15 protein-coding genes and 3 tRNA genes are annotated in these 22,027 nt (G+C 71.0%); 8 read left to right on the forward strand and 10 right to left on the reverse strand.

The genetic code is table 11. The annotated features are described in order from the left end of the window. Positions 1-121 precede the first annotated feature (121 nt). From DWB68_RS06055 to DWB68_RS06085, 7 genes are all read left to right on the forward strand, one after another. On the forward strand, positions 122-1,489 hold the full coding sequence (locus DWB68_RS06055; RefSeq protein ID WP_119424253.1) for an MFS transporter: 1,368 nt from the start codon (positions 122-124) through the stop codon (positions 1,487-1,489). Between the two features lie 24 nt (positions 1,490-1,513). Next, positions 1,514-2,467 carry a beta-ketoacyl-ACP synthase 3 gene (locus DWB68_RS06060; RefSeq protein ID WP_119424254.1) on the forward strand — a complete coding sequence of 318 codons (954 nt, stop codon included), beginning with the start codon at positions 1,514-1,516 and terminating at the stop codon, positions 2,465-2,467. Between the two features lie 153 nt (positions 2,468-2,620). Continuing rightward, a complete protein-coding gene (locus DWB68_RS06065) occupies positions 2,621-3,958 on the forward strand; it encodes a M20/M25/M40 family metallo-hydrolase (RefSeq protein ID WP_119424255.1) in 1,338 nt (445 codons plus the stop codon). Positions 3,959-4,044: 86 nt separating this feature from the next. Continuing rightward, positions 4,045-5,538, forward strand: coding sequence for an MFS transporter (locus DWB68_RS06070; protein WP_233548644.1), 1,494 nt, complete (start codon positions 4,045-4,047; stop codon positions 5,536-5,538). 198 nt (positions 5,539-5,736) lie between these two features. Then, positions 5,737-7,062 carry an MFS transporter gene (locus DWB68_RS06075; RefSeq protein ID WP_119424256.1) on the forward strand — a complete coding sequence of 442 codons (1,326 nt, stop codon included), beginning with the start codon at positions 5,737-5,739 and terminating at the stop codon, positions 7,060-7,062. 320 nt (positions 7,063-7,382) lie between these two features. Next, positions 7,383-7,964 (forward strand): alkaline phosphatase family protein, encoded by a 582-nt coding sequence (locus DWB68_RS06080; protein ID WP_119424257.1) that lies wholly within the window; start codon positions 7,383-7,385, stop codon positions 7,962-7,964. Continuing rightward, a complete protein-coding gene (locus DWB68_RS06085; RefSeq protein WP_119424258.1) occupies positions 7,946-8,233 on the forward strand; it encodes a hypothetical protein in 288 nt (95 codons plus the stop codon). Before DWB68_RS06080 ends, DWB68_RS06085 begins: the two co-directional genes overlap by 19 nt. Positions 8,234-8,490: 257 nt before the next feature. On the opposite strand, the gene DWB68_RS06090 is transcribed toward DWB68_RS06085, so the two are convergent. The 9 genes from DWB68_RS06090 to ilvD form a co-directional block, all read right to left on the reverse strand. Continuing rightward, positions 8,491-11,973 (reverse strand): efflux RND transporter permease subunit, encoded by a 3,483-nt coding sequence (locus tag DWB68_RS06090; RefSeq protein ID WP_119424259.1) that lies wholly within the window; start codon positions 11,971-11,973, stop codon positions 8,491-8,493. Between the two features lie 100 nt (positions 11,974-12,073). Beyond that, positions 12,074-13,552 (reverse strand): malate:quinone oxidoreductase, encoded by a 1,479-nt coding sequence (locus DWB68_RS06095; protein WP_267896942.1) that lies wholly within the window; start codon positions 13,550-13,552, stop codon positions 12,074-12,076. A gap of 127 nt (positions 13,553-13,679) precedes the next feature. Next, complete coding sequence (locus DWB68_RS06100) at positions 13,680-15,458, reverse strand: ABC transporter substrate-binding protein (RefSeq protein ID WP_119424260.1); 1,779 nt, start codon at positions 15,456-15,458, stop codon at positions 13,680-13,682. A 59-nt stretch (positions 15,459-15,517) separates the two neighbouring features. Then, positions 15,518-15,599, reverse strand: a tRNA-Leu gene (locus tag DWB68_RS06105). 88 nt (positions 15,600-15,687) lie between these two features. Beyond that, complete coding sequence (gene bcp / locus DWB68_RS06110) at positions 15,688-16,173, reverse strand: thioredoxin-dependent thiol peroxidase (RefSeq protein ID WP_119424261.1); 486 nt, start codon at positions 16,171-16,173, stop codon at positions 15,688-15,690. Positions 16,174-16,255: 82 nt separating this feature from the next. Beyond that, positions 16,256-16,331: transfer RNA gene (locus DWB68_RS06115), tRNA-Lys, on the reverse strand. Between the two features lie 164 nt (positions 16,332-16,495). Then, positions 16,496-16,571, reverse strand: a tRNA-Lys gene (locus tag DWB68_RS06120). 125 nt (positions 16,572-16,696) lie between these two features. Next, positions 16,697-17,176 carry a hypothetical protein gene (locus tag DWB68_RS06125; protein ID WP_119424262.1) on the reverse strand — a complete coding sequence of 160 codons (480 nt, stop codon included), beginning with the start codon at positions 17,174-17,176 and terminating at the stop codon, positions 16,697-16,699. A 169-nt stretch (positions 17,177-17,345) separates the two neighbouring features. Further along, entirely contained in the window at positions 17,346-19,226 is a 1,881-nt protein-coding gene (gene ilvD, locus DWB68_RS06130) for a dihydroxy-acid dehydratase (RefSeq protein ID WP_119424263.1), read from the reverse strand. 87 nt (positions 19,227-19,313) lie between these two features. On the opposite strand from ilvD, the gene DWB68_RS06135 reads away from it, so the two are divergent. Further along, a complete protein-coding gene (locus DWB68_RS06135) occupies positions 19,314-20,147 on the forward strand; it encodes a helix-turn-helix transcriptional regulator (protein ID WP_119424264.1) in 834 nt (277 codons plus the stop codon). A 70-nt stretch (positions 20,148-20,217) separates the two neighbouring features. On the opposite strand, the gene cls is transcribed toward DWB68_RS06135, so the two are convergent. Further along, positions 20,218-21,699 carry a cardiolipin synthase gene (cls, locus tag DWB68_RS06140; protein ID WP_119424265.1) on the reverse strand — a complete coding sequence of 494 codons (1,482 nt, stop codon included), beginning with the start codon at positions 21,697-21,699 and terminating at the stop codon, positions 20,218-20,220. Between the last annotated feature and the right edge of the window lie 328 nt (positions 21,700-22,027).

Raw genomic sequence — 22,027 nt, forward strand, 5'->3', positions numbered from 1 at the left:
CCGGGCGGAACGCGGCGGCCCCGGGTAGACTGAGCCGGTCATCCTAGGGTCCGGTGCGACGGGAGGCAGGGACGTCGCACGCCGGGCATTCCTGTGCCCGGGGAACTCCGGAGGTCCTTTCGTGGCCCAGTCCTCGCCCGCCCTCGCGGGCCTCTCCTCCCTGCTCCAGGCCGCCGGGCCGAGCTATTTCCTCGTCTCGGCGCTCGCCAGGCTCCCCCTCTCGATGCTTGTCATCGGTGCACTGACCGCCGTCGTCGGCGTCTCGGGCAACGTGGCGGCAGGCGGAGCCGTCGCCGCAATCGCCGGCATCGGCGTGGCCGTGGGCGCACCGCTCAGCGGCCTCGCCTCCGATCGCTTCGGCCAGCGCCCCACCCTCCTCGTCTCCGCCGTGCTCTACGTCGCGGCCCTCATCGCCTTCCTGCTCGCGGCCCCTGGGGCCGAGCGCGGCGTCACGCCCGCCCTCGCCCTGGCCGCCGCCGGCGCCGGTGTCGTGGTCCCGCAGGCCGGTCCCATGACGCGCGTGCGGTGGATCCGCCGCTGGGCCGGGCGCCCAGCAGACGCCCGCTCGCTCGACGCGGCCCAGGGGTACGAGTCCACCGTCGACGAGCTGAGCTTTGTGCTCGGCCCCGCGGCGGTGGGCGTCATCGCCGCGCTCTGGGGCGGCACCGTCCCGCTGCTCGTGGCACTCGTCCTCACGGCGATCTTCATCCCGTGGTTCGCCCTGCACTCCACCTCCGCCTACGGCTCCCGCGCCCACGCGGTGGAGCCGTTGCCCGGCACGCCGGCGCCGGCCGACACGGCGGGGACCGACGCCGCCCGCGCGGACGCCGCCAGCGCGGACGCCGCCGACGGGGACGTCCCGGCGGCCCCCTCCTCGCCGCGGTCCGTCCCGTGGGCGCTGCTCGGCCTCCTGCTGCTCGGCATGCTCAGCATCGGCTCGGTCTTCGGCTCGCTCGCGACGGTCTCCACGGCCCTCGCCGACGAGACGGGGCATCAAGGCACGGGCGGCCTCATCTACTCCACGCTCGGCCTGACCTCGGGCCTCGCGGCGCTGAGCGTGTCGCGTTGGCCTGCCCGCTGGAGCATTCAGGGCCGCTGGCTCGCGTGCGCCGCGCTGCTCCTGCCCGCCCTGGCCCTGCTCTGGCTCGCGCGCGAGCCGTGGCACCTCGCCGTGGCGCTGCTGATCGTGGGCGCGCCCATCGGCCCCGTGCTGGTCACGGTGTTCTCGGCGGCCGGCACCCGCACGCCGGCCCACCGCCTGGGCCTGGTCATGACGCTGCTCAGCGCCGGCATGACGCTCGGCACCTCGCTCGGCAATTGGCTCGGCGGCGAGCTCGCCCTGAGCGGCGGCCACGGCACGGCGCTGTGGGTCACCTTCGGCTCCGGCGTGGCGCTCCTGCTGGCCGGAGCGCTCTTCGCCGTGGCCTCCCAGCGCCGTCGGCGGGGGAGCGAAGTACATGCCGTGGCGGACATGCACACCGTCTCGTAGCGTTCGGCTTGCTACCGTACAGACATGACCATCCCCACTCCTCGTGGCTCAGCCCTTCTGGGCCTCGGCCACTTCCAGCCGAGCCACGTCATGACGAACCACGACATCGAGAAGCTCGTGGACACGAACGATGAGTGGATACGTACGCGCACCGGCATCATCGAGCGCCGCATCGCCACCGACGCCGACGACACGACCACCATGGCGGTCGCCGCCGCGAAGATGGCGCTCGAGGACGCCGGCGTCAGCGACGTCGACCTCGTGATCGTCGCGAGCACCACCTCGGACACGCGCAGCCCCAACGGCGCCGCCCGCGTGAGCGCCCAGCTCGGCTTCACGCGCCCGGCCGTGCTCGACATCAACACGGCCTGCTCGGGCTTCGAGTACGCCGTGGCCCTCGCAGACCAGTCGATCCGCGCCGGCGTGGCCGAGACGGCCCTCGTCATCGGTTCCGAGACGCTCTCGCGCGTCACCGACTGGACCGACCGCGCCACGTGCGTGCTCACGGCCGACGGCGCGGGCGCCGTGGTGCTCGGCGCGAGCGCCGAGCTCAAGGTCTCGCCCGTGCACTGGGGCTCCGTCCCCGGGATGGCCGACGCCGTGGTGGTCGAGGGCAACCCGCCGGTGTTCTCGCAGAACGGCCGCAACGTCATGCGCTGGGCGCTGACCGCTTCGGTCAAGGAGGCCCAGGCCGTCCTGGCCAAGGCCGGCGTCACGATGGACGACATCGACGTCCTGGCCTTCCACCAGGCGAACCTGCGCATCATCGAGCCGCTCGCCAAGGGCCTTGGCGCCACCGAGCGCCACATCGTGCTGCACGACGTCGAGTACTCGGGCAACACCTCCGCGGCCTCGGTGCCGCTGGCCCTGTCCAAGGCCTGGCACGCCGGCGAGCTGCCCCGCGGCGGCCGCGCCCTGCTCTTCGGCTTCGGCGGAGGCTTCACCTTCGCCGGCCAGGTGGTCGAGCTCCCGGCCTGATCCAGGCTCTGCAACCAACGCACCCACCACAAGGAGGGGCACGACGGCGCGTGGGCGCCGTCGTGCCCCTCCTCGCTTGGGTGCCCGGCACGCGTTGGACGGGCCCGCGCGGGGCGCGCGGCTGCGCCCGCCCGCCCGCCTAGACTGTCGCCCATGCCGACCCCCGAGACGCTAGCCCCCCGTGCCGCCGAGCTGTTGGCCGGATTGATCCGGATCCCCACGGTCTCCCGCCCCGAGGGTGAGCCGTACGACACCGCGGCGTTTGACGCCCACGTCGAGGCGCTGCGCAGCGGCTTCCCGCTGCTGGCCGCCGCGTGTGAGCGCGAGACGATCGGCGCGCACGGGCAGCTCTGGCGCTGGCCCGGGAGCGAGCCTGACCGGGCGGTCGTGTTCATGGCGCACCAGGATGTGGTGCCGGCCCTGCCAAGCGATGGGTGGAGCCGGGACCCCTTCTCCGGCGAGATCGCCGACGGGCGCGTGCACGGCCGCGGTGCGCTCGACGACAAGGGCGACCTCGTCGCCACGCTGCTCGCCGCCGAGACCCTTCTCGAGGAGGGCTACGCCCCGGGCCCCGATGTGTACTTCTGCCTCGGCGACAACGAGGAGGTGGCCGGCTCGAGCGCCGTCGCCATGGCCCAGCGCCTGGCCGCGGCCGGCGTGCGCCCCGAGTTTGTCCTGGACGAGGGCGGCGCCGTGGCCGAGGAGGCCTTCCCCGGCGTTAAGCGGCCCCAGGCCATGGTGGGCCTGGGGGAGAAGGGGCTGCTGAGCGTGCGCCTCACGGTCCGCTCGGACGGTGGGCACGCCTCGGCCCCGCCGCGGGTGGGTGCCGTCGACCGGCTCACGGAGGCCCTCGGCCGCCTGCGCCGCCGCCCGTTCCCGGCCCGACTCGCCCCGGTCACCTCGGGGCTGCTGGCCCACCTCGGTTCCCGCGCCACGGGGGCCATGGCGCCCGTGCTGCGCGCCGTGGCAGCGGCCGGGCCGCTCGGCGCCGGCCTCCTGGCCCGCCTGGGCGGCGAACCCGCCGCGCTGGTCCGCACCACGGTCGCCGTCACGCGCCTGGAGGGGTCCGAGGCCAACAACGTCCTCGCCGCGCGCGCGAGCGCCGTGCTCAACCTGCGCCTGGCGCCGTGGGACTCAGTGGACTCCGCCGTGGCCCGATTGCGCCGGGTGATCCGGGACAAGCGCGTGGAGCTGGAGATCCTCGAGTCGAACGAGCCCTCACCGGTCAGCGCTCCGGACGCGGCCCCGCTCGGGCTCCTGCGGGAGGCGCTGTCCGTCTCGCACCCGCACGCCGACCTCGCGCCGTACGTGACGCTCGCCGCCACCGACGCGCGCCGCTTCCACGGCATCAGTCGCAACGTCTACCGCCTGGCCCCACTGGAGATGGATGCCGCCGAGCGCGGGCGGATCCACGGTGTGGCCGAGTCGGTGCGCGTCGAGGCCCTCGGCCGCGGCGTGGTCTTCTACCGGGAGCTGTTCTCCCGGCTCTGAGTGCCGTCCCGACCCGGGCGGCAATAAACCCCTCTTCTTTGACCGGAAGGGCTGTTTCCCGCCCTCCATCAAGGTAGATTTCAGCGGTGATTCGTTCCCAGGCCCCGAGCCCCCGCGCCGGACATGCCGTTCCGTACTCCGTCGTGTCCGCAGTGGTCGGCGCGCTCGTCCTCGTCGAGCTCACCTCGGGCGTGCTCCAGGGCTACTACACGCCGCTGCTCACCGACATCGCCCGGGCCCTGGGCATCACCGACGCCGATGTCACGTGGCTCGAGGCCGTGCAGCTCGCGGTCTCAGCGCTCACCGTCCCGCTGCTCGCCGCGGCGGGCGACCGGGTGGGACACCGGCGGGTGCTCATCATTTCCTCGGTCGTCACGGCGGCCGCGTCGTGGGCCCTCCTGGCCACGGGAGCGCCCGTGCTCTTCTTTGCTGCGTGGGCGCTCCAGGGGCTCTACGCCGTCTGGCTCCCGGCGGAGATCGCCCTGATCCACACGCGCGCCAGGGCCCACGGCGCCCCCGGCGCGGTGACCCGGCGGGCGGCCGGCCTGCTCGTCGGAGCACTGGAGCTCGGCGTCATCGTCGGCGCCCTGGCCGGCGGTCAGCTCATCACCGTGACCGGAAACCTGAGCCTGACCCTCGCGATCCCCGCGATCGTCACGACGCTCTGCGTCGGCGTCATCGCGGTGTGGGTCAAGGATCCGGCCCCGGCTGGCGCGGCGGTGGGCGGCCCGGGGTCCGCTCCCGAGAGCCCAGCCGAGCGCGAGCGCCGCCGCGGCGACATCCTGGGCGCGAGCCTCCTCGCCCTGACGATCGCGGCGCTCATGGGCGCCCTCTCGCTCCTGCGCGTGCAGGGCCTGGGCTGGCCCGTGCTCGCCTTCGTGGCTGTGGCCCTCGTGCTCGGCTACCTCTTTGCCCGCCAGGAGCTGGGCCACGCGAGCCCCACCCTGGACCTGCGCGTGCTCAGCACCAAGCGCCAGGGGCCGGTGCAGCTCACGGCCTTCCTCTTTGGCGCTTCGATCCTCGGCGCCCAGGCGCCGCTCTCGACCTTCGCCCGGACCGACCCGGCCGTCTCAGGGCATGGCCTGGGCCTGAGCTCCGGCCAGGCCTCGTACGTCATCGGCGCGTACGTGCTCTCGCTGGCCCTGGGCGCGCTCGCGCTCGGCCCGCTCACCAAGCGGCTGGCCTTGCGGGACGCCCTGATCGCGGGAGCCCTCCTCACGGCGCTCGGCTACGCCCTCTTCCTCCCGAACCACGCCTCGCTCGCGGGCGTGATCGCGAACATGGCCGTCGCCGGCCTGGGCTCGGGCCTCCTCGTGGCGGCCCTGCCTCCCGCGGCCGCGGCCGCTGCGCCGCCCGAGCGCACCGGCATGGCGACGGGCGCCACGAATGCCATTAAGACCCTCGGCGGCGCCTTCGCCTCGGCCGTCTTTGGACTGGCGCTGGCCCACGGGGGTGCGGGCGCGGACGGCTCGGCCCCGCTCTCGGGCTACCTCACCGTGTGGGGCATCTGCGCCGGCACCTCTCTGCTCGCCGCTGCGCTGCTGTTGCGCGTGCCCCGGGCCTCGCTGCAGGACGCCTGAGCCGACTCGCCCCGAGGCTCCCGGCCGGGCGGTTGCGCACCGCCCGGCCTGCACCGGAAAAAACTTTGCCGCGCGTGATGTGCATCACGCGATCCTGTGGCATGCTGTATCGGTCGCCGTTCCTGACCGAGCGTTCGGTATGGGAACGCGGCATTTCGACACCCGCACCCTCCGGTGCCCCGAACAAGGGACACATCCATGAGCAGCACTACCGCAGCAGTTCCGGTGAGCGCAGAGCGTCGCCGCGAGCAGCGCAAGGTCCTCGCCGGCACGCTGGTCGGTACCTCCATCGAGTGGTACGACTTCTTCATCTACGCGCAGGCCGCGGGCCTCGTGCTCGGCCCCCTCTTCTTTGCCCCCGTCGCGAAGGAGAACCCGGGTCTGGCGACGATCATCTCGTTCGCCACGATCGGCATCTCCTTCCTCTTCCGCCCGCTTGGCGCCATCGTCGCCGGCCACCTGGGCGATCGCCTGGGTCGCAAGAAGATGCTCGTGCTGACGCTGATCCTGATGGGCGCCTCCACGGCCCTCATCGGCGTTCTGCCGACCTACGCCCAGATCGGCATTGCCGCTCCGATCATGCTCATGCTGCTGCGCGTGCTGCAGGGCTTCTCCGCCGGTGGTGAGTGGGGCGGCGCCGCCCTCATGGCCGTGGAGCACGCCCCCAAGGGCAAGCGCTCCTGGTTCGGCGCGTTCCCGCAGATCGGCGTGCCGATCGGCATGATCCTGGCGACGGCCGTGCTGTGGATCATCCAGCAGGTCATCGGCCAGCAGGCCTTCCTCGAGTGGGGCTGGCGCCTGCCGTTCCTCTTCTCGATCGTCCTCGTGTTTGTCGGCTGGGTCATCCGCCGCGCCGTCGAGGAGTCCCCGATCTTCGCCGAGCTGCAGGCCCGCAAGGCCGAGTCCTCCGCCCCGCTGGGCCAGCTCTTCAAGAAGAACACTAAGGAGGTGCTGCTCGCCGCGCTGATCTTCATCTCGAACAACGCCGCCGGATACCTCGTCATCGCGTTCTTCATCAGCTACCTCTCCAAGACGCTGGGCCTGCCCATGCCGTCGGTGCTGCTGACCACGGCCCTCGCCTCCTTCGGCTGGCTCATCTTCACGCTCGTGGGTGGCTACCTGGGCGACAAGTGGGGCCGCAAGCGCACCTTCCAGGTGGGCTACACGATCATTCTGCTGTGGGCCATCCCCATGTGGTTCCTGATCGACTCCAAGGACCTTGGCCTCTACTTCATCGCTGCGTTTGTCCTGACGATCGGCCTGGGCCTGTCCTACGGCCCGCAGGCGGCGCTGTACGCCGAGATGTTCCCGCCGCACATCCGCTACTCGGGCGTCTCCATCGGCTACGCCCTCGGCACCATCCTCGGCGGCGCGTTTGCCCCGATGATCTCCGAGGCCATCCTGAAGTCGACGGGCCAGTCCTGGCACATCGGCATCTACCTGGCCGGCATCACCATCATCTCCCTGATCGCCGTGAGCGTCGTCAAGGAGCGCAAGGACGTTGATCTCGGCGTCACCGCCTGATTCCCCTCGCACCCAACGCACGAGCCCGCCCGGACCGCTGGTCCGGGCGGGTTCGTGCGTTGGGTGGTCTCCAGAGAAGGGCCAGCGCACGACGGCGCGTGGCCGGCTTGTGCACACAAGTCGTCGCCGCGGTGGGGCGGCTGGGGCCCGGCTCGGCACAGTCGAGGGGCAGGCGGCGCTCAAGGGCCCGGGCGCCGCGCTGGCGATCCGCCGGCCCCCGACGACCAGCAGCTGCCCTCCGGGACGAGCAAGAAGAAGACCCTCGTCATCGGCCTGGACGGTGCTCGCTGAGCCAGATCACGGAGGCCACCGCCCAGAGCATGGCCAGGTTCGCCGCGACCGGCCTGAGTGCGGCGTCGGACCTCTACTCGACGCCCATGGCGCAGACCGTGTCCGGCGCCGGCTGGTCCACGATCGCGACGGGAGCCTGGCCCGACAAGCACAACGTCGTCGACCATTCCTTCGCCAAGCCCAACGACGAGTACTACCCCGACTCTATGTCGCGGCTCGAGGCGGCCAGCCCGCGCTCCTCCATGCTCGTGGTCGGCACGTGGAACCCGATCCCCGACACGATCTTCGGGAAGGCCACCGACCTGCGCGTGCGCGGCGGCAACGACGCAGACACCACGGCCAAGGCCGCCGATGACCTCAAGAACGGCAACCCGGACGCCACCTTTGTGCACCTTGACGACATCGACGGCGCCGGCCACAGCGCCGGCAGCTCCTCGGCCGCCTACGCCACGGCCCACACCACGGCGGCACCTCGGCGCTCGAGCGCCAGACCTTCGTCATCGCCAGCGGCAAGGGCATCAAGCCCCCGAGCCGCCAGGACGTCACGATCGTGGACCTCGCCCCCACTGGGTGGTCCATTGACAACACCCGCATGCCCGCCGGCGGCGTGACCGAGTGGGCCGGCTGGTCCTTCACGAACGACGACTTCTTCACGGCCGCCGCGCCCGGCCGGGGCCGTGAGGGCAACGTCCGCTCCCGCAATGTCTTCGCCGTGGCGGATGCGGACGAGTGGGACGACAAGGCCCTCGGTGCCGGCGAGTTCGACTCGACGCTCATCTCGGAGGCCGTGAAGCTCAACGGCGCCAAGAGCCTGCGCGTGGACTTCGTCTCCGACTACCTCGTGGACGGACCGCAGTCGGGCCAGGTGCTCGCCTCCTGAGACGCCGCGGCCCCGCAGCTGCTGAAGTCCTCCACCAAGAGCTTCAACGGCACCGAGTCGCGCGTGGTCAAGGCGCCCAGGGGCTCCTCCTCGGCCCGCGTGCACTTCCGCGACACCGGCACCAACTCGGCCTTCTGGGCCGTTGACCAGGTGAAGATCACGGCGCAGAAGAAGGCCTGATCCGACGAACGGCGCCCCTCGTCTCACCGGGACGAGGGGCGCCGTTGCGCTGCGTGCGGCGGCGGGGGAGGTGGGCCCTAGTGGGGCAGGACCACCCCGCCGGTGGAGGTCGGCGGCTCGGCCGCGTGGCGCCCGCGCGAGGGGCGGGGCAGGCCCGTGGCCAGGTCGATCGTGCCGGTCCAGGCCTCCTGCAGCGCGGCGAGGGCCTCGGCACTCGCGGATCCGGGGCCGGCCGGGGCAGGTTCGCCGCCGGCGGGCCCGCCGCCCAGGCCGAGCGAGGCGTCGTCGAGCCCGTCCGGCTCCGGGCCCTCGCCCGCGAGGCGCTTGCGCTCGCGGCGGGACTCGAGGAGTCGGTAGAGGACCGGCACCAGGATGAGCGTGAGCAGGGTCGAGGAGACGAGGCCGCCGATCACCACCACGGCGAGCGGGCGCGAGATGAAGCCGCCGGAGCCCGTGAGGCCGAGGGCCATGGGGATCATGGCAAAAATCGTCGCGAGCGCCGTCATGAGGATGGGGCGCAGGCGGCGGCGGGCGCCGTGCTCGATCGCCTCGTCGAGGCTCATCGCCGCGCGGCCGGGGGCCGGCTTGCGGTACTGGTTGATGAGGTCGATCAGCACGATCGCGTTCGTCACGACGATGCCCACGAGCATGAGCATCCCGATGAGCGAGGCGAGGCCGAGCGGCACGCCCGTGATGAGCAGCGCGGCGATGGAACCGATCGCGGCGAAGGGGATCGAGACGAGCAGGATGAGCGGCTGCATGAGCGACTTGAACGTCGCGACCATGATGACGTAGACGATCGCGATGGCGGCGATGAGGGCCAGGCCCAGTTGCTGGAACGACTCGGCCTGCTGGGTTGCGGCGCCGCCGAGCGTGGCCGTGGCGCCGTCTTTCAGGGAGAGCGCGTCGAGGCGCTTCGTGACCTCGGCAGCCACCTTGCCGAGCTCGGTCTCGATGGGCGTGATCGTGACGGTGGAGACGCGGTCCGTGTTCTGCGAGGTGATGGAGACCTCGGCTTCAACGCGCTTCACCGTGGCGATCTCGGAGAGCGGTACGGGCCCGCCCTGCGTCATGATCTCCAGGTTCTCCAGCTGCTCGAGCCCGTTGAGCTGGGTGCCCTCGCCGATCTTGACGTCCAGCGTGGTGAAACCGAAGGTCAGCTTGCCGGCGGAGAGCGGGTTGAGCGTCCCGTTGACGAGCGCCGCGATCTGCTCCTGCGAGAGCCCGGCCTCCGCCGCCTTTTGACGGTCCACCGTGACGAGCACCTGCGGCTGCTTGGAGGTCAGGTTGGACTCGACGCTCACGGCACCGGGAATGTTCCGCATGGCCTCCATGACCGCCGAGTTGGCAGTCTCCAACGTGTCGGGATCTGCCGCCTTAACGTCGATCGTGATGTCGGAGCTGAAGCCGCCGCCCTGCGTGGCGCTGAGCTCCAGCTCGCCAGCCAGGTCGAGCTTGGCGACCTCCTCGCGCGCCGCGGCGAGCACCTGCTCCACGTCGCGACCCTCGGCGGTCGTGGCCGTGAAGCTCGCGGTGTCGGCGGAGGAGGGGCCCATCATCATGACGAAGTTGGAGTCGGAGGGGCCCATGGTGACCTGGACGTCCTTGACGCCGTCGACCGAGCGCAGGGCCTCCTCGTAGCGCTTCGCGGCGGTGTCGGTAGTGCGCAGCGACGAGCCGGCCGGCATGGTCAGGGTGCCGCTGAAGGCCTCCTGCCCCATGCCGCCGAGCAGGTTGGTCTTCATGAGCATGCCCAGCGGGACGGTGGCCAGCAGGATGAGCACGGAGGCCACCAGTGTGATGACGGGATGGGCCTGCGTCTTGCGCAGCACGGGCACGTACCCCCGCTGCAGCCACGAGCGGCTCTCCTCGTCCTCCGCCGCCTCGCGGGCTGCCCGTTCGGTGGCCGCGGCCGAGGCGGCCGCCACCGGCACGGGGGCCAGGGCCTCGGTGCCCGACGCCGCGGCGTCGGGCCGGGTGCCCTCGCCCGCCTGGGCGGGGGCCGGCTGGGAGGAGGCCGCGCCGTCGGGCACTGCGGCGGCTTGGGCGGCCTTGGCCGCCTTCTTGGCCTCGCGCTTGGCGCGCGCCTTCGAGGCGCCGGCCAGGAACCAGTAGGCGAGCACCGGCACGATGGTCAGGGCGACCAAGAGCGAGGCGATGAGGGCGACGGCGACCGTGAGCGCGAAGGGGCGGAAGAGCTCGCCGGCCAGACCGCCCACGAACGCGACGGGAAGGAAGACCGCGACCGTGGTCAGAGTGGAGGCGGTGATGGCCCCGGCCACCTCGCGCACGGCGTCGATGATCGCCCGGCCCCTGGGCTGCCCGTAGCTCAGGTGCCGCTTGATGTTCTCGATGACCACGATCGAATCGTCGACCACGCGGCCGATCGAGATCGTGAGGGCGCCGAGCGTGAGCATGTTGAGCGAGAAGCCGAACGCCCACACGCCGATGAACGTCACCAGAAGGGACAGCGGGATGGAGATCGCCGTGACGAGCGTCGAGCGCATCGAACGCAGGAAGAGCAGGATCACCACGATCGCCATGACCAGGCCCATGAGGCCCTCGACCGTGAGGTCGTGGATGGCGTTGGTGATGGAGGGCGCTTGATCGAAGACGAGCGTGAAGGTCGCGCCGGACTGCTCGGCGAGGGCCGGAAGGGCGTCGCGGACGGCCTCGGAGACCCGGACCGTGTCGGCGTCGGGCGTCTTCGTCACGGACAGCGCGAGCGTTTCCTTGCCGTTGGTGCGCGTGATGGACGTGGTCGGGTTGTCAGCCACCTCGACCTTGGCGAGCTCGCCGAGCTGATACGTGCCGCCGTCCTGGGTGGCGACGGGCAGCTGGCGCAACTCCGCCACGGAGGCCGGCGCGCCGTTGGTCTGGATGGGCAGCGTGTAGGAGCCGTCCGTGAGCGATCCGAGGCTCGCAGCCCGGCCCGCGTTGGCGATGGCCGCCTGCAGCTCAGCGGGGGAGGCGAAGGGCTCCTCGTCCGAGGCTTCGTGGGGGGTGATGCGGATGTATTGGCTGCCGGCGCCGGAGACGTCAACACCCCGCACGCCGTCGAGCTTGCTGAGGGCCGGGACCACATCGGCGTTGAGCTTGTCGGCCGTCTCGGCCAGGCTTCCCTCGCCAGAGACCGCGTAGTACACCACCGGGATGTCCGCGACGGAGCCGGCGAAGGTGTTCGGCTGCACGCCGTCCGGCAGGAGCTGCGAGACATTGGAGATCGCGCGGTCCACCTGGTTGCGCGCGCGGTCGAGGTCGGTGCCGTAGGTGAAGGTCAGCGACACGACGCTCATGCCGGTCGTGGACGTCGACGAGCTCGACTCGAGGCCCTCCACGCCCTGCATGGCCGACTCGAGCGGGCGGCCCACCTGCTCGTCCATGACGGCGGGGCTCGAGCCCTGCTGCGTCGCCATGACGGTGAGCCGCGGGAATTCGACGCTGGGGATCAGCTCCTGCTTCAGGCGCGTCATCGAGATCACGCCGAAGACGCAGACGAAGAGGCACACGAGCACGATGAGTGCCCGGTTGCGCAGCGAGAGGCGAGCGAGGAGGTGCATGAACCGTCATCCTAGGGTTGGCTGGCGAGCGCCGGGTCTTTCGAGGATACGACGCGACCGCGGACGAGGGGCTCGTCCGCGGTCGCGTCGCAGGGGTGAATCAGGCCAGCTTGAGGACCTGATCCGTGCTCGCCTTGACCTCGTGGTAGAGGTCGGCGTTGGAGTCAAGGGAGGTGCCGAGCGTCGGCACGATCTCCTTGAGCTTGCCCTCCCAGGCCGAGTACTGGTTCGGGAAGCAACGCTTGAGCAGGCCAAGCATGATCGGCGTGGCCGTCGAGGCGCCCGGGGAGGCACCCAGCAGGCCGGAGATGGAGCCGTCGGCCGAGGCAATAACCTCGGTGCCGAACTGCAGCACGCCGCCCTTCTTGGGGTCCTTCTTGATGACCTGCACGCGCTGGCCGGCGGTGATCATCTCCCAGTCGTCGGGGTTCGCGGCGGGGTAGTACTCGCGCATCGCGTTCATGCGCTTGGAGTTCGTGGCCGTGAGCTCGGTGAGCAGGTACTTCACGAGGTCAAGGTTGTCCTTGGCGACGTTGAGCATCGGCAGCAGGTTGCCGGGGCGAACGGAGCCGGGGAGATCCCACAGCTTGCCGGTCTTCAGGAACTTCGGCGAGAAGCCGCCGTACGGGCCGAACATGAGGGCCTTCTTGCCGTCCACGTAGCGCGTGTCAAGGTGCGGCACGGACATCGGAGGGGCGCCCACGGCCGCCTGGCCGTAGACCTTTGCCTCGTGGCGGGCGATGACCTCGTCGTTGGTGGAGCGCAGGAAGACGCCGGAGATCGGGAAGCCACCGAAGCCCTTGATCTCGTCGATGCCCGACTTCTGCAGCAGCGGCAGGGCGCCGCCGCCCGCGCCGACGAACACGAACTTGGCGTCGACCTCGAAGGTCTCGCCGGAGGCGTGGTTCTTCACGGTCAGGCGCCAGCCGGAGCCGGTCTTGACCAGGTTGGTGACGCGGTGGCCGAAGCGCACATCGGCGCCGCGGGCGGCCAGGCCGTCCACGAGCTGCTTGGAGAGCGAGCCGAAGTCAACGTCGGTGCCGCCGACCACGCGCGACGCTGCGACGGTGCGCTGCGTGCGGCCCTCGGCGACGAGCGGGGTCCACTCGGCGATCTGGTCGAGGTCCTCGGTGTACTCCATCGTGTCGAAGAGCGTGTGGGCGCTCAGCGACTCGTAACGAGCCTTGAGGTAGCGCTGGTGCGCCTCGCCCTGGACGAAGCTCATGTGCGGCAGCGGGTGGATGAAGCTCTTCGGGTCCTTCACGAGACCCTGGTTGACGCTCCACGCGAAGAACTGGCGGGTGAGCTGGAACTGCTCGTTGATCCCGAGCGACTTCTTCGGGTCAACCGTTCCGTCCGGCGAGGCCGGGGCGTAGTTGAGCTCGCAGAGCGCGGAGTGGCCGGTACCGGCGTTGTTCCACGGACCGGAGGACTCGAGGCCGGCGGCCTCGAGGTTCTCGAACAGGCCGATGCTCCAGCCGGGTTCGATCTGCTGCAAGAGCGTGCCAAGCGTGGCGCTCATGATGCCCCCGCCGACGAGCGCGACGTCGAGCGAGAGGGTGGGGGTAGCTGCGGACACAGTGACTCCATCTCAGATGCGGATGTCTATCTTGGCCAGGCTACCGCCGTGCGGGCGTGCCCTTGAAATCGGTGGCGCCGCATGCAACGCGCCGCCGCAGGTGCGCGACGGCGTGTGGGCGCTTGCCCTAGGCGAGGGTCACGGAGCACAGTGGCTCGTCGAGCACCGGGCTGGTGGGGTAGGAGCTCACGCGCGGGGCCACCGCGAGCGCGGAGATGGGGTAGACAAGCGGCACCAGCGGGGCCGCGACCGTGACCAATTCCACGATGTCGGCGTAGGCCGCCGCACGCTCCTCGCCCGCCGGGAGGGCGCGCGCCGCGCGCACGCGGCGGCGCACCTCGGGCGAATCGAAGTTCAGCTGGGCAGTGGCCCGGGCGAAGAGGCGACCGATGAAGTTCTCGGGGTCGCGGTAGGTGCCCTGGGCGCCGAGCAGGTGCAGGCCGTGGTGCTTGCCGGATTGCACCGCCTCGAAGTAGCCCTCGTCCCACGCGATGCCCACGGGGGTGACGGCGATGCCAACGGCGCCGAGCTGGCCAGCGACGGCGGCGAAGACGCGTTCGGGCAGGGCCAGGTAGGGGCGGGCAACGTGCGTGGGGTAGAGGAACTCGATGGGCTCGCCTTGGTAGCCGGACTCGGCGAGGAGCCGCTTGGCCTTGGCCGGGTCGTGGCCGTAGGGGGAGCTCGGATCGGCGACCCCGAGCGAGGGGGGCAGCGGCGAGGCGGCCGCCTTGGTCCCGGTGATGTAGAGCCCGTCGACGAGACCGTTCTTGTCGATGGCGTGCGCGATGGCGCGCCGCACCCGCTCATCGGCCAGCCACGGGTTGGCCTGATTCATGCCGAGGTAGGCCACGGAGAACGGATCGCGCTGCAGGACCTGTTGGGTGTCCTGGGCCAGGGTCTTCATGGTGTCGACCGTGACGAGGTCGAAGCCGTCGCACGTGCCGCGCACGAGCTCCCAGGCGCGGCGGGTGGCCGAGGTCTGCGGCGTGAGCCTGACCTCGTCCACGGACGGAGCCCCCAGGAAGTGATCGGTGACGGCGCTCAGCACGATCGAGTCGCCGTCCTCGCCGGGGCGGAAGGCACCGGTTCCCGCGTCGGCGCGGCGCAGGCCGTCGCCGCTGGCCCGGCCCTCGAGGGCGCCGGCGCTCTTGAGCTGGGCGGGGGAGACGATGGAGAAGCACGGGTGCGTGAGCGCCTGGATGAGCGGCGTGATGCGGCGCGTGAGGACGAGGCGCACCGTGAACTCGGACTCGGCGCTGACGGAGGCCACGGGGGAGCCGACGAGCGCGGTCGGCTGGCCCAGGGGGTCGGCCTGGGTGGTGTTCGGCGTGGGCGCGGGATCCTGGCTCGCGGGCTGCTCGCCGTCGGCCGGGGCGGAGGCGGAGGGCGTCGGCTCGTCGTCGGTCTGCTCGGGGGCTACCTCGCGCTCCTTGGCGTCCTTGACCGCGTCGAAGAGCGTGGCGACGGTGGAGACGGCGGGGTCGTCAGAGCCGCCCAGGGCGATCCAGCGGCGAACATTGGTGGCGACGGCCGAGCCGTTGCAGGGTGTTCCGTCGTGGAAGGAGACGCCTTGACGCAGCACGAATTCGTACACGAGCCCGTCGTCGGAGACGCTCCAGCTCTCGGCGAGCCCCGGGGCCGGGGCGCCGGAGGCCCCGTCGAGTCCGAGCAAGGTGTCGTAAGCCTGCCGGACCACGCGCTGGGCCTCGAGGTCCGAGGCCTCCACGGGATCCCAGCTGCCGGACGGCGCGGGCGTGAGCAAGCGCAGGCTGCGCTTGGTCGGGGTGGAGGACGTCCCGGTGGGTGCGGGCTCGGAGACGGTGCAACCGGCCAGGAGCAGGCCCAAGGTCCCTCCGACGCCGGCCAGGACCGACCGGCGGGTGGGGGTGGCGACGGCCTTGTGCATCCCTGACGTCCTCCTGTGCTCCGCGGCGGCGGGTGGTGCCGCCGCGGCCTGTCCTTCAGTGCGGGCGGGGGGACTTGAACCCCCACGTCAATAGACACTGGAACCTAAATCCAGCGCGTCTGCCAATTCCGCCACGCCCGCGTGGGCCGGTGAGACCGAAGTGCAGTCTAACCGGGCGGGACGCACGGCCGCGGGATCAATCCCGCGCACCGCGCGCCGCAAGGAGGGGCTACGAGGCGAGCCCGAGGTCGCGGCGCAGCTTGGCCACGTGGCCCGTGGCGCGCACGTTGTACTGGGCCAGCGACAGCGTGCCGTCCGGCTCCACGACAAAGGTGGAGCGGATCAGGCCCTCGTAGACGCGGCCGTAGTTCTTCTTCTCGCCCCAGGCCGCGTAGGCGGAGGCCACCGCATGGTCCTCGTCGCTGAGCAGTTCGAAGGGCAGGCCCTCCTTGTCGGCGAAGGCCCGCAGCTTGGCCACCGGGTCGGGGGAGAGGCCCACCACGGTGTAGCCGTCGGCCTTGAGCGAGGACAGGGAGTCGCGGAAGTCGCAGGCCTCCTTGGTGCACCCGGGCGTGGAGGCGGCGGGGTAGAAGTACACGATGACCTTGCCCTGCTGGCGGAGCTGGTGCAGGGAGACCTCGCGACCGTCCTGATTGGGGAGCGTGAAGTCGGGGGCGGTGGCGCCCACGCTCAGGCGTTCGGTCGGCTGGCTCATGCGTTCCTCCTCGGCGTGACCGGGGCGCGCTGACCCCGGAGGCATTGAAGGGCCCCGATCACGCATGATCGGGGCCCTTCCGTGGTGCACCCCCCGGGACTTGAACCCGGAACCCATTGATTAAGAGTCAATTGCTCTGCCAATTGAGCTAGAGGTGCTTATCGCTGTTCAAACATTCACTTTGTGGTGTCCGTTTGTTCAACGAGGAACAGCTTACATCCTCCGTTCCGGATCACCAAAACGGGGAGCGGGCCGCTCCGAGGTAGGCCGAGGCCCACCCCCAAGCAAAGACCCCCTCCGTTCCCGGAAGGGGTCTTCTCCTTGGTGCACCCCCCGGGACTTGAACCCGGAACCCATTGATTAAGAGTCAATTGCTCTGCCAATTGAGCTAGAGGTGCTTACCGTCTTCCGCGTTGATCGCCTTTGGCTCGGCGCGCTTTCGACTCGCATAAGTTTACCCGCCGCCGCCGTTGATGCCAAATCGGGGCGTCGCCCTGTGGCGCAGTTCACCGCGCCGGCTCGCCTACTGCGCCGAGTCGGCGGCCGCGGCGGCCTCCACGATGGAATCCAGGTGGTCCATGAAGCCCTCGAGGAAGGCGTGCAGCTCGCGGCAATCGTTCTCTTGGCGCAGCTGCACCTGGACCTTTTGCCCGTCCTTGTGCAGGTACAGCGTGGGGGTGGGTGCCACGTCGAAGCGGAAGACCCGGCCCGTGCTCAGGCCAAACTCGTAGCCGGCCTCGCGCAGCTGGGCGAGGTGGGAGACGTTGGTCAGGTCGATGCTCGTGGCCGGCTCCAGCGCGGTGTGCGTGCGCGGGTCGACCGGGGCGACGATGAGCTCCAGCGGCTGGGCGCGGAAGCCGAGAACAAAGGAGCCGCCCGCGCCGGAGTCGCCGGAGGCGTACACGAGGTTGTAGCCCCCAAAGTTGGGGATCTGCGAGTCGAAGGCCTCGTGCAGGCGATCCTTGAGCAGGGCGTCGAGTTCCTCGTTCTGCCTGGGGTCCATGCGGCCCACCCTACGCGGACTGGCCCACGCAATGGTCGGGTCCGGGCTAAAACGTCATCCGTTCGCAATGAGCGCGGGACCGGGGCCGACCCCACAACGCCCCCGGCCGCCACCGCGAAAGCGGTGACGGCCGGCGGCGTTCGGCGGATCGGCGCGGGCCGAAGCTGCGTCAGGCGTTCTGCGGGGACGTCATGCGGTAGAGCGCGTCGATGTCGCGCACGGCGCCCTTGTCGGCGCTCGTGGCCATGGCGGCGTAGGCGCGCAACGCCGCGGAGACCTCGCGCTCGCGGCCCACGGGGTGGTAGCCCGTCGTGGCCTCGAGGCGCTCGCGGCGCGCGTCCAGCTCGGCCTCGTCCACGAGCACCTTGATGGCGCGGGTGGGGATGTCGATGTGGACCAGGTCGCCGTCCTGGATCAGGGCAATCTCTCCGCCCGAGGCGGCCTCGGGGGAGATGTGGCCGATCGAGAGGCCCGAGGTGCCGCCGGAGAAGCGTCCGTCGGTGATGAGGGCGCACTTCTTGCCGAGGCCGCGGCCCTTCAGGAAGGACGTGGGGTAGAGCATCTCCTGCATGCCGGGGCCGCCCTTGGGGCCCTCGTAGCGGATGACCACCACGTCGCCCTCCTTGACGGTCTTGTTCAGGATCTTCTCCACTGCCTCGTCCTGGGACTCGCACACCACGGCGGGGCCCTCGAAGGTCCAGATGGACTCGTCCACGCCGGCGGTCTTGACGACGCAACCGTGGCGGGCGATGTTGCCGTGCAGCACGGCGAGGCCGCCGTCCTTGGAGTAGGCGTGCTCCACGGAGCGGATGCAGCCGGCCTCGGCGTCGGTGTCGAGCGAGGTCCACTCGTTGGACTGGGAGAAGGCCGTGGAGGAACGCACGCCGCCCGGGGCCGCGTGCCACAGCGCCTTGGCCTCGTCGGTGGCCTTGCCGCCGCGGATGTCCCAATCGTTCAGCCAGGACTCGAGCGACTCCGAGTGCACCGTGTTGACGTTGGTGTGCAGCAGGCCGCCGCGGTGCAACTCACCCAGCAGGGCGGGGATGCCGCCGGCGCGGTGCACATCCTCCATGTAGTAGGTCTTGTCGTAGGCCACGTTCGGCGCCACCTTGGCCAGGCAGGGCACCTGGCGCGAGCGCGCGTCGATGTCGTGCAGGTCGTAGTCCACGCCGGCCTCGCGGGCCGCTGCCAGCAGGTGCAGGATCGTGTTGGTGGAGCCGCCCATGGCCACGTCGAGGGCCATGGCGTTGTCGAAGGCCTCGTGGGTGGCGATCGAGCGCGGCAGCACCGAGGCGTCGTCGTTCTCGTAGTAGCGGCGGGTCAGCTCCACGACGGTGGAACCGGCGCGCTCGTAGAGCGCCTTGCGGGCCGTGTGGGTCGCGAGCACCGAGCCGTTGCCGGGCAGGGACAGGCCGATGGCCTCGGTGAGGCAGTTCATGGAGTTGGCGGTGAACATGCCGGAGCAGGAGCCGCACGTGGGGCAGGCGTTCTCCTCGATGAGGTTGATGTCCGTATCGGAGATGGACTCGTCCACGGCGTCGGAGATGGCGTTCACGAGGTCGAGCGAGCGCACCGAGCCGTCGGTCAGGGTCACGCGGCCGGCCTCCATGGGACCGCCGGACACAAACACCGTGGGGATGTTCAGGCGCATGGCGGCCATGAGCATGCCGGGGGTGATCTTGTCGCAATTGGAGATGCAGACGAGGGCATCGGCGCAGTGAGCGTTGACCATGTACTCGACCGAGTCGGCGATCAGGTCGCGGCTCGGCAGCGAGTAGAGCATGCCGCCGTGGCCCATGGCGATGCCGTCGTCCACCGCGATGGTGTTGAACTCGCGGGCCACGCCGCCGGCGGCGTGAATCGCCTCGGAGACGATGCGGCCAACGGGCGCGAGGTGCGTGTGGCCGGGGACAAACTCCGTGAAGGAGTTGGCCACCGCGATGATCGGCTTGCCGATATCGGAGTTGGCGACGCCGGAAGCGCGCAGGAGGGCGCGGGCGCCCGCCATGTTGCGGCCGTGGGTGATGGTGCGGGAACGAAGCATGGGCATGCATCAAGTATGGGGTGGCTCACGTCCGCCCGGGGTCCGTGGGCCGGACGCCGCTGATACTAGTAGTGAGAGTGCTAGTTTTGGCGGGTGAGCAGTAACGAGGCAGCACGCAAGGAACTCGGGGCCTTCCTGCGTACCAAGCGCACCGCGGCGGATCGCGCGGACTACGAGCTTCCGCCCGTGGCCCGCGCCCGCACCAAGGGCCTGCGCCGCGAGGAGATCGCGTTCCTCTCCGGCGTCTCCGTCACCTGGTACACGTGGCTCGAGCAGGGCCGGGACATCAACCCCTCGCGCCAGGTGATCGACGCCGTGGCGCTGAACCTGCGCCTGAGCCGCGCCGAGCACGACTACGTGCTCGGCCTCGTCGGCTTCTCGCCGAGCCCCCGCGTGGTCCCACTCGCCCCGGCTCCCGTGCCCCCGCACGTGCAGCACCTCCTTGACGCCCTGGAGCCGGCGCCGGCCTTCGCCCTGACCCCGCATTGGGACATCGCGGCGTGGAACCGCTCCTACGCCGGGCTCTTCCCGGGGGTGCTCGCGGCCCCGGCCGAGGAGCGGAACCCGCTGCTCTTTGTCTTTACCGACGACTACGTCCGCGCCATGCTCCCGGATTGGGAGCTCACGAGCCGGCAGTTCCTCGCGGAGTACCGCGCGGAGACGGGTTCCCGCGTCGCCGGCCCGGCCCACGTCCGGCTCCTGGAGCACCTGCGCGCCGTGAGCGAGGACTTCTCCCGCGCCTGGGACGAGCACGCGGTCCTGCGCTTCGCCTCGCGCCAGCGCACCTTCCTGCATCCGGAGGCGGGCGAGCTGGACTTCGAACAGCTCGGCCTCGTCCCGCAGGACGCGCCCGAGCTCAGCGTGGTCGCCTACCTGCCGCGCGAGGGGACGGGCACGGCGGCGCGGCTGCCGCTCTTGCTGCGCTGAGTCCCGGCGCGGGGGAGAGGCCCGACGGCGGGTGGTTCGGTGGGAAGCGCAGGCCGGGACGGCCTCCTCGCTAGAGCAGCGGCGCCAGCATCGCCACCACGTTGTGCACAAGGCGCCGGGGGAACGACCACGCGCTCACGGCCTCCAGCGCTACGGGTGAGGAGGCGTCGAGGTAGCTCTGCTGCCTGGCCCGCACATCCGCCGTCACCGCCGCGCTCGCGATCACCACGTTGTTCTCGTAGTTCAGCTCCAGGCTGCGCCGGTCCATGTTGGCGCTGCCCACGAGGGCGAGCTGGCCGTCCACCGTGATCGTCTTCGAATGCAGCAGGCCCAGGGGGTACTCGTACAGGCGCACGCCGGCCTCGAGCAGGCGCTCGTACGCGCTCTCGGCCGATTGCGCCACGAGCCAGGAGTCGTTGCGCGCGGGGACGATGAGGGTCGTGTCCACGCCGCGGCGCGGCGCGGCGCACAGCGCGGCCAGGAGCGGCTCGTCCGGCACGAAGTACGGGGTCGTCACCACGAGCTCGTCGTGCGCGGAGCCGATGACGGCCACGAAGGCCTCACTCATCGCGCCAGCGCGCACGGTGGGCCCCGTGCCAAACGCCACGGCGGCCACGCCACGCTCGCCTTCCGCGGCGGAACCGGACCGGCCCGACGACGCCTGGGGCGCCCGGGCGGGGACCCGCGCCGCCGCGTCGTCGGGCTGCTCCGTGAGCCACGTGGTCAGGAAGAGCCATTGGTGCTGGGCCACGAGCGGACCGGTGCAGCGGAAGAAGACATCAACCCACGGGGCAAACTTCGGCTTGACCCGGAACTCGGGGTCGGCGCAGTTCTGGCTGCCCATGTACGCGATGGCGTCGTCGATGACCACGATCTTGCGGTGGTTGCGCAGATCGGGACGGCCCACGGCCAGGCGACCCCAACGCGGGACGTCGCGCAGGCCAGCGACGCAGTGGGCGCCTGCCGCGCTCATGCCTGCCCACTGCTTCGAGGAGAGGAAAGCGCGCGAGCCGAGGGCGTCGACCATGATGCGGCACGTCACGCCGCGCGCCGCCGCGCGGGTGATGGCGTCGGCCACCTTGGTGCCGTTGTTGTCGGCGAGCCAGATGTAGAAGCTGATGTGGATGGTGGAGCGCGCGGCGTCGATGTCGGCGACGAGCGAATCGACCGCGGCGTTGGAGTCGGCCTGCAGGGCGATCGAGTTGCCCTCCGTGGGCTCGAAGCCGTTGACCGAGGTGGCCAGCTTCATGATCGCCTCGGCGCTCGCCGACAGCGCCGGCGCGTGCGGCGGGCGGGGGAGCGGCAGCGAGGCCTCGGCGGCGGCCATGCGTTCCTCGCGCCCGCGGCCGATGCTCGTCTCGCCCAGGAAGAGGTAGACGATCACGCCGAGCAACGGGAGAAAGAGGAGCACGGCGACCCAGGCCACGCGCGAGGCGGCGGCGCGGTGCGGGCGGGTCAGGGCCCGGATGATCACGGCGAGGTGCAGCAGCACCAGGCCGAGGCCGATGAGGAGGCCCCACCAGGTTCCATTGCCGAACCAGAGCAATTGCATGTTTCCCCCTCGAAGCATCCTGGGAGCCTCCCCGTGGCGACCATCCTGACACCCCCGCCCGCGCGCTGGGCCGACGGCCCGCCGTCGTGCGCGCGAAAGTGGCGGTTTCCTGCGTGGCGCGAGCGCCTCGCGCGCCGCCGTCGGCCGCCCCAGGCGCGCGGATCGTGGGCGGCGGAGCCGGTGCTTCCTTGGACGTCCACGCATCTGCTGCGGGGGCCGGGTTGTCCATTTTGCGGACCGTGGTCCAAATAATGAGACGGCGGCTCGTAGCATTTGCGTGCGCGCCAGCCCCCTGTTTGAGTTGAGTCATTCACGCACTCGAAGGAAG

Origin of the sequence: Galactobacter valiniphilus (assembly GCF_003575975.1) — a bacterium.
Classification (GTDB): domain Bacteria; phylum Actinomycetota; class Actinomycetes; order Actinomycetales; family Micrococcaceae; genus Galactobacter; species Galactobacter valiniphilus.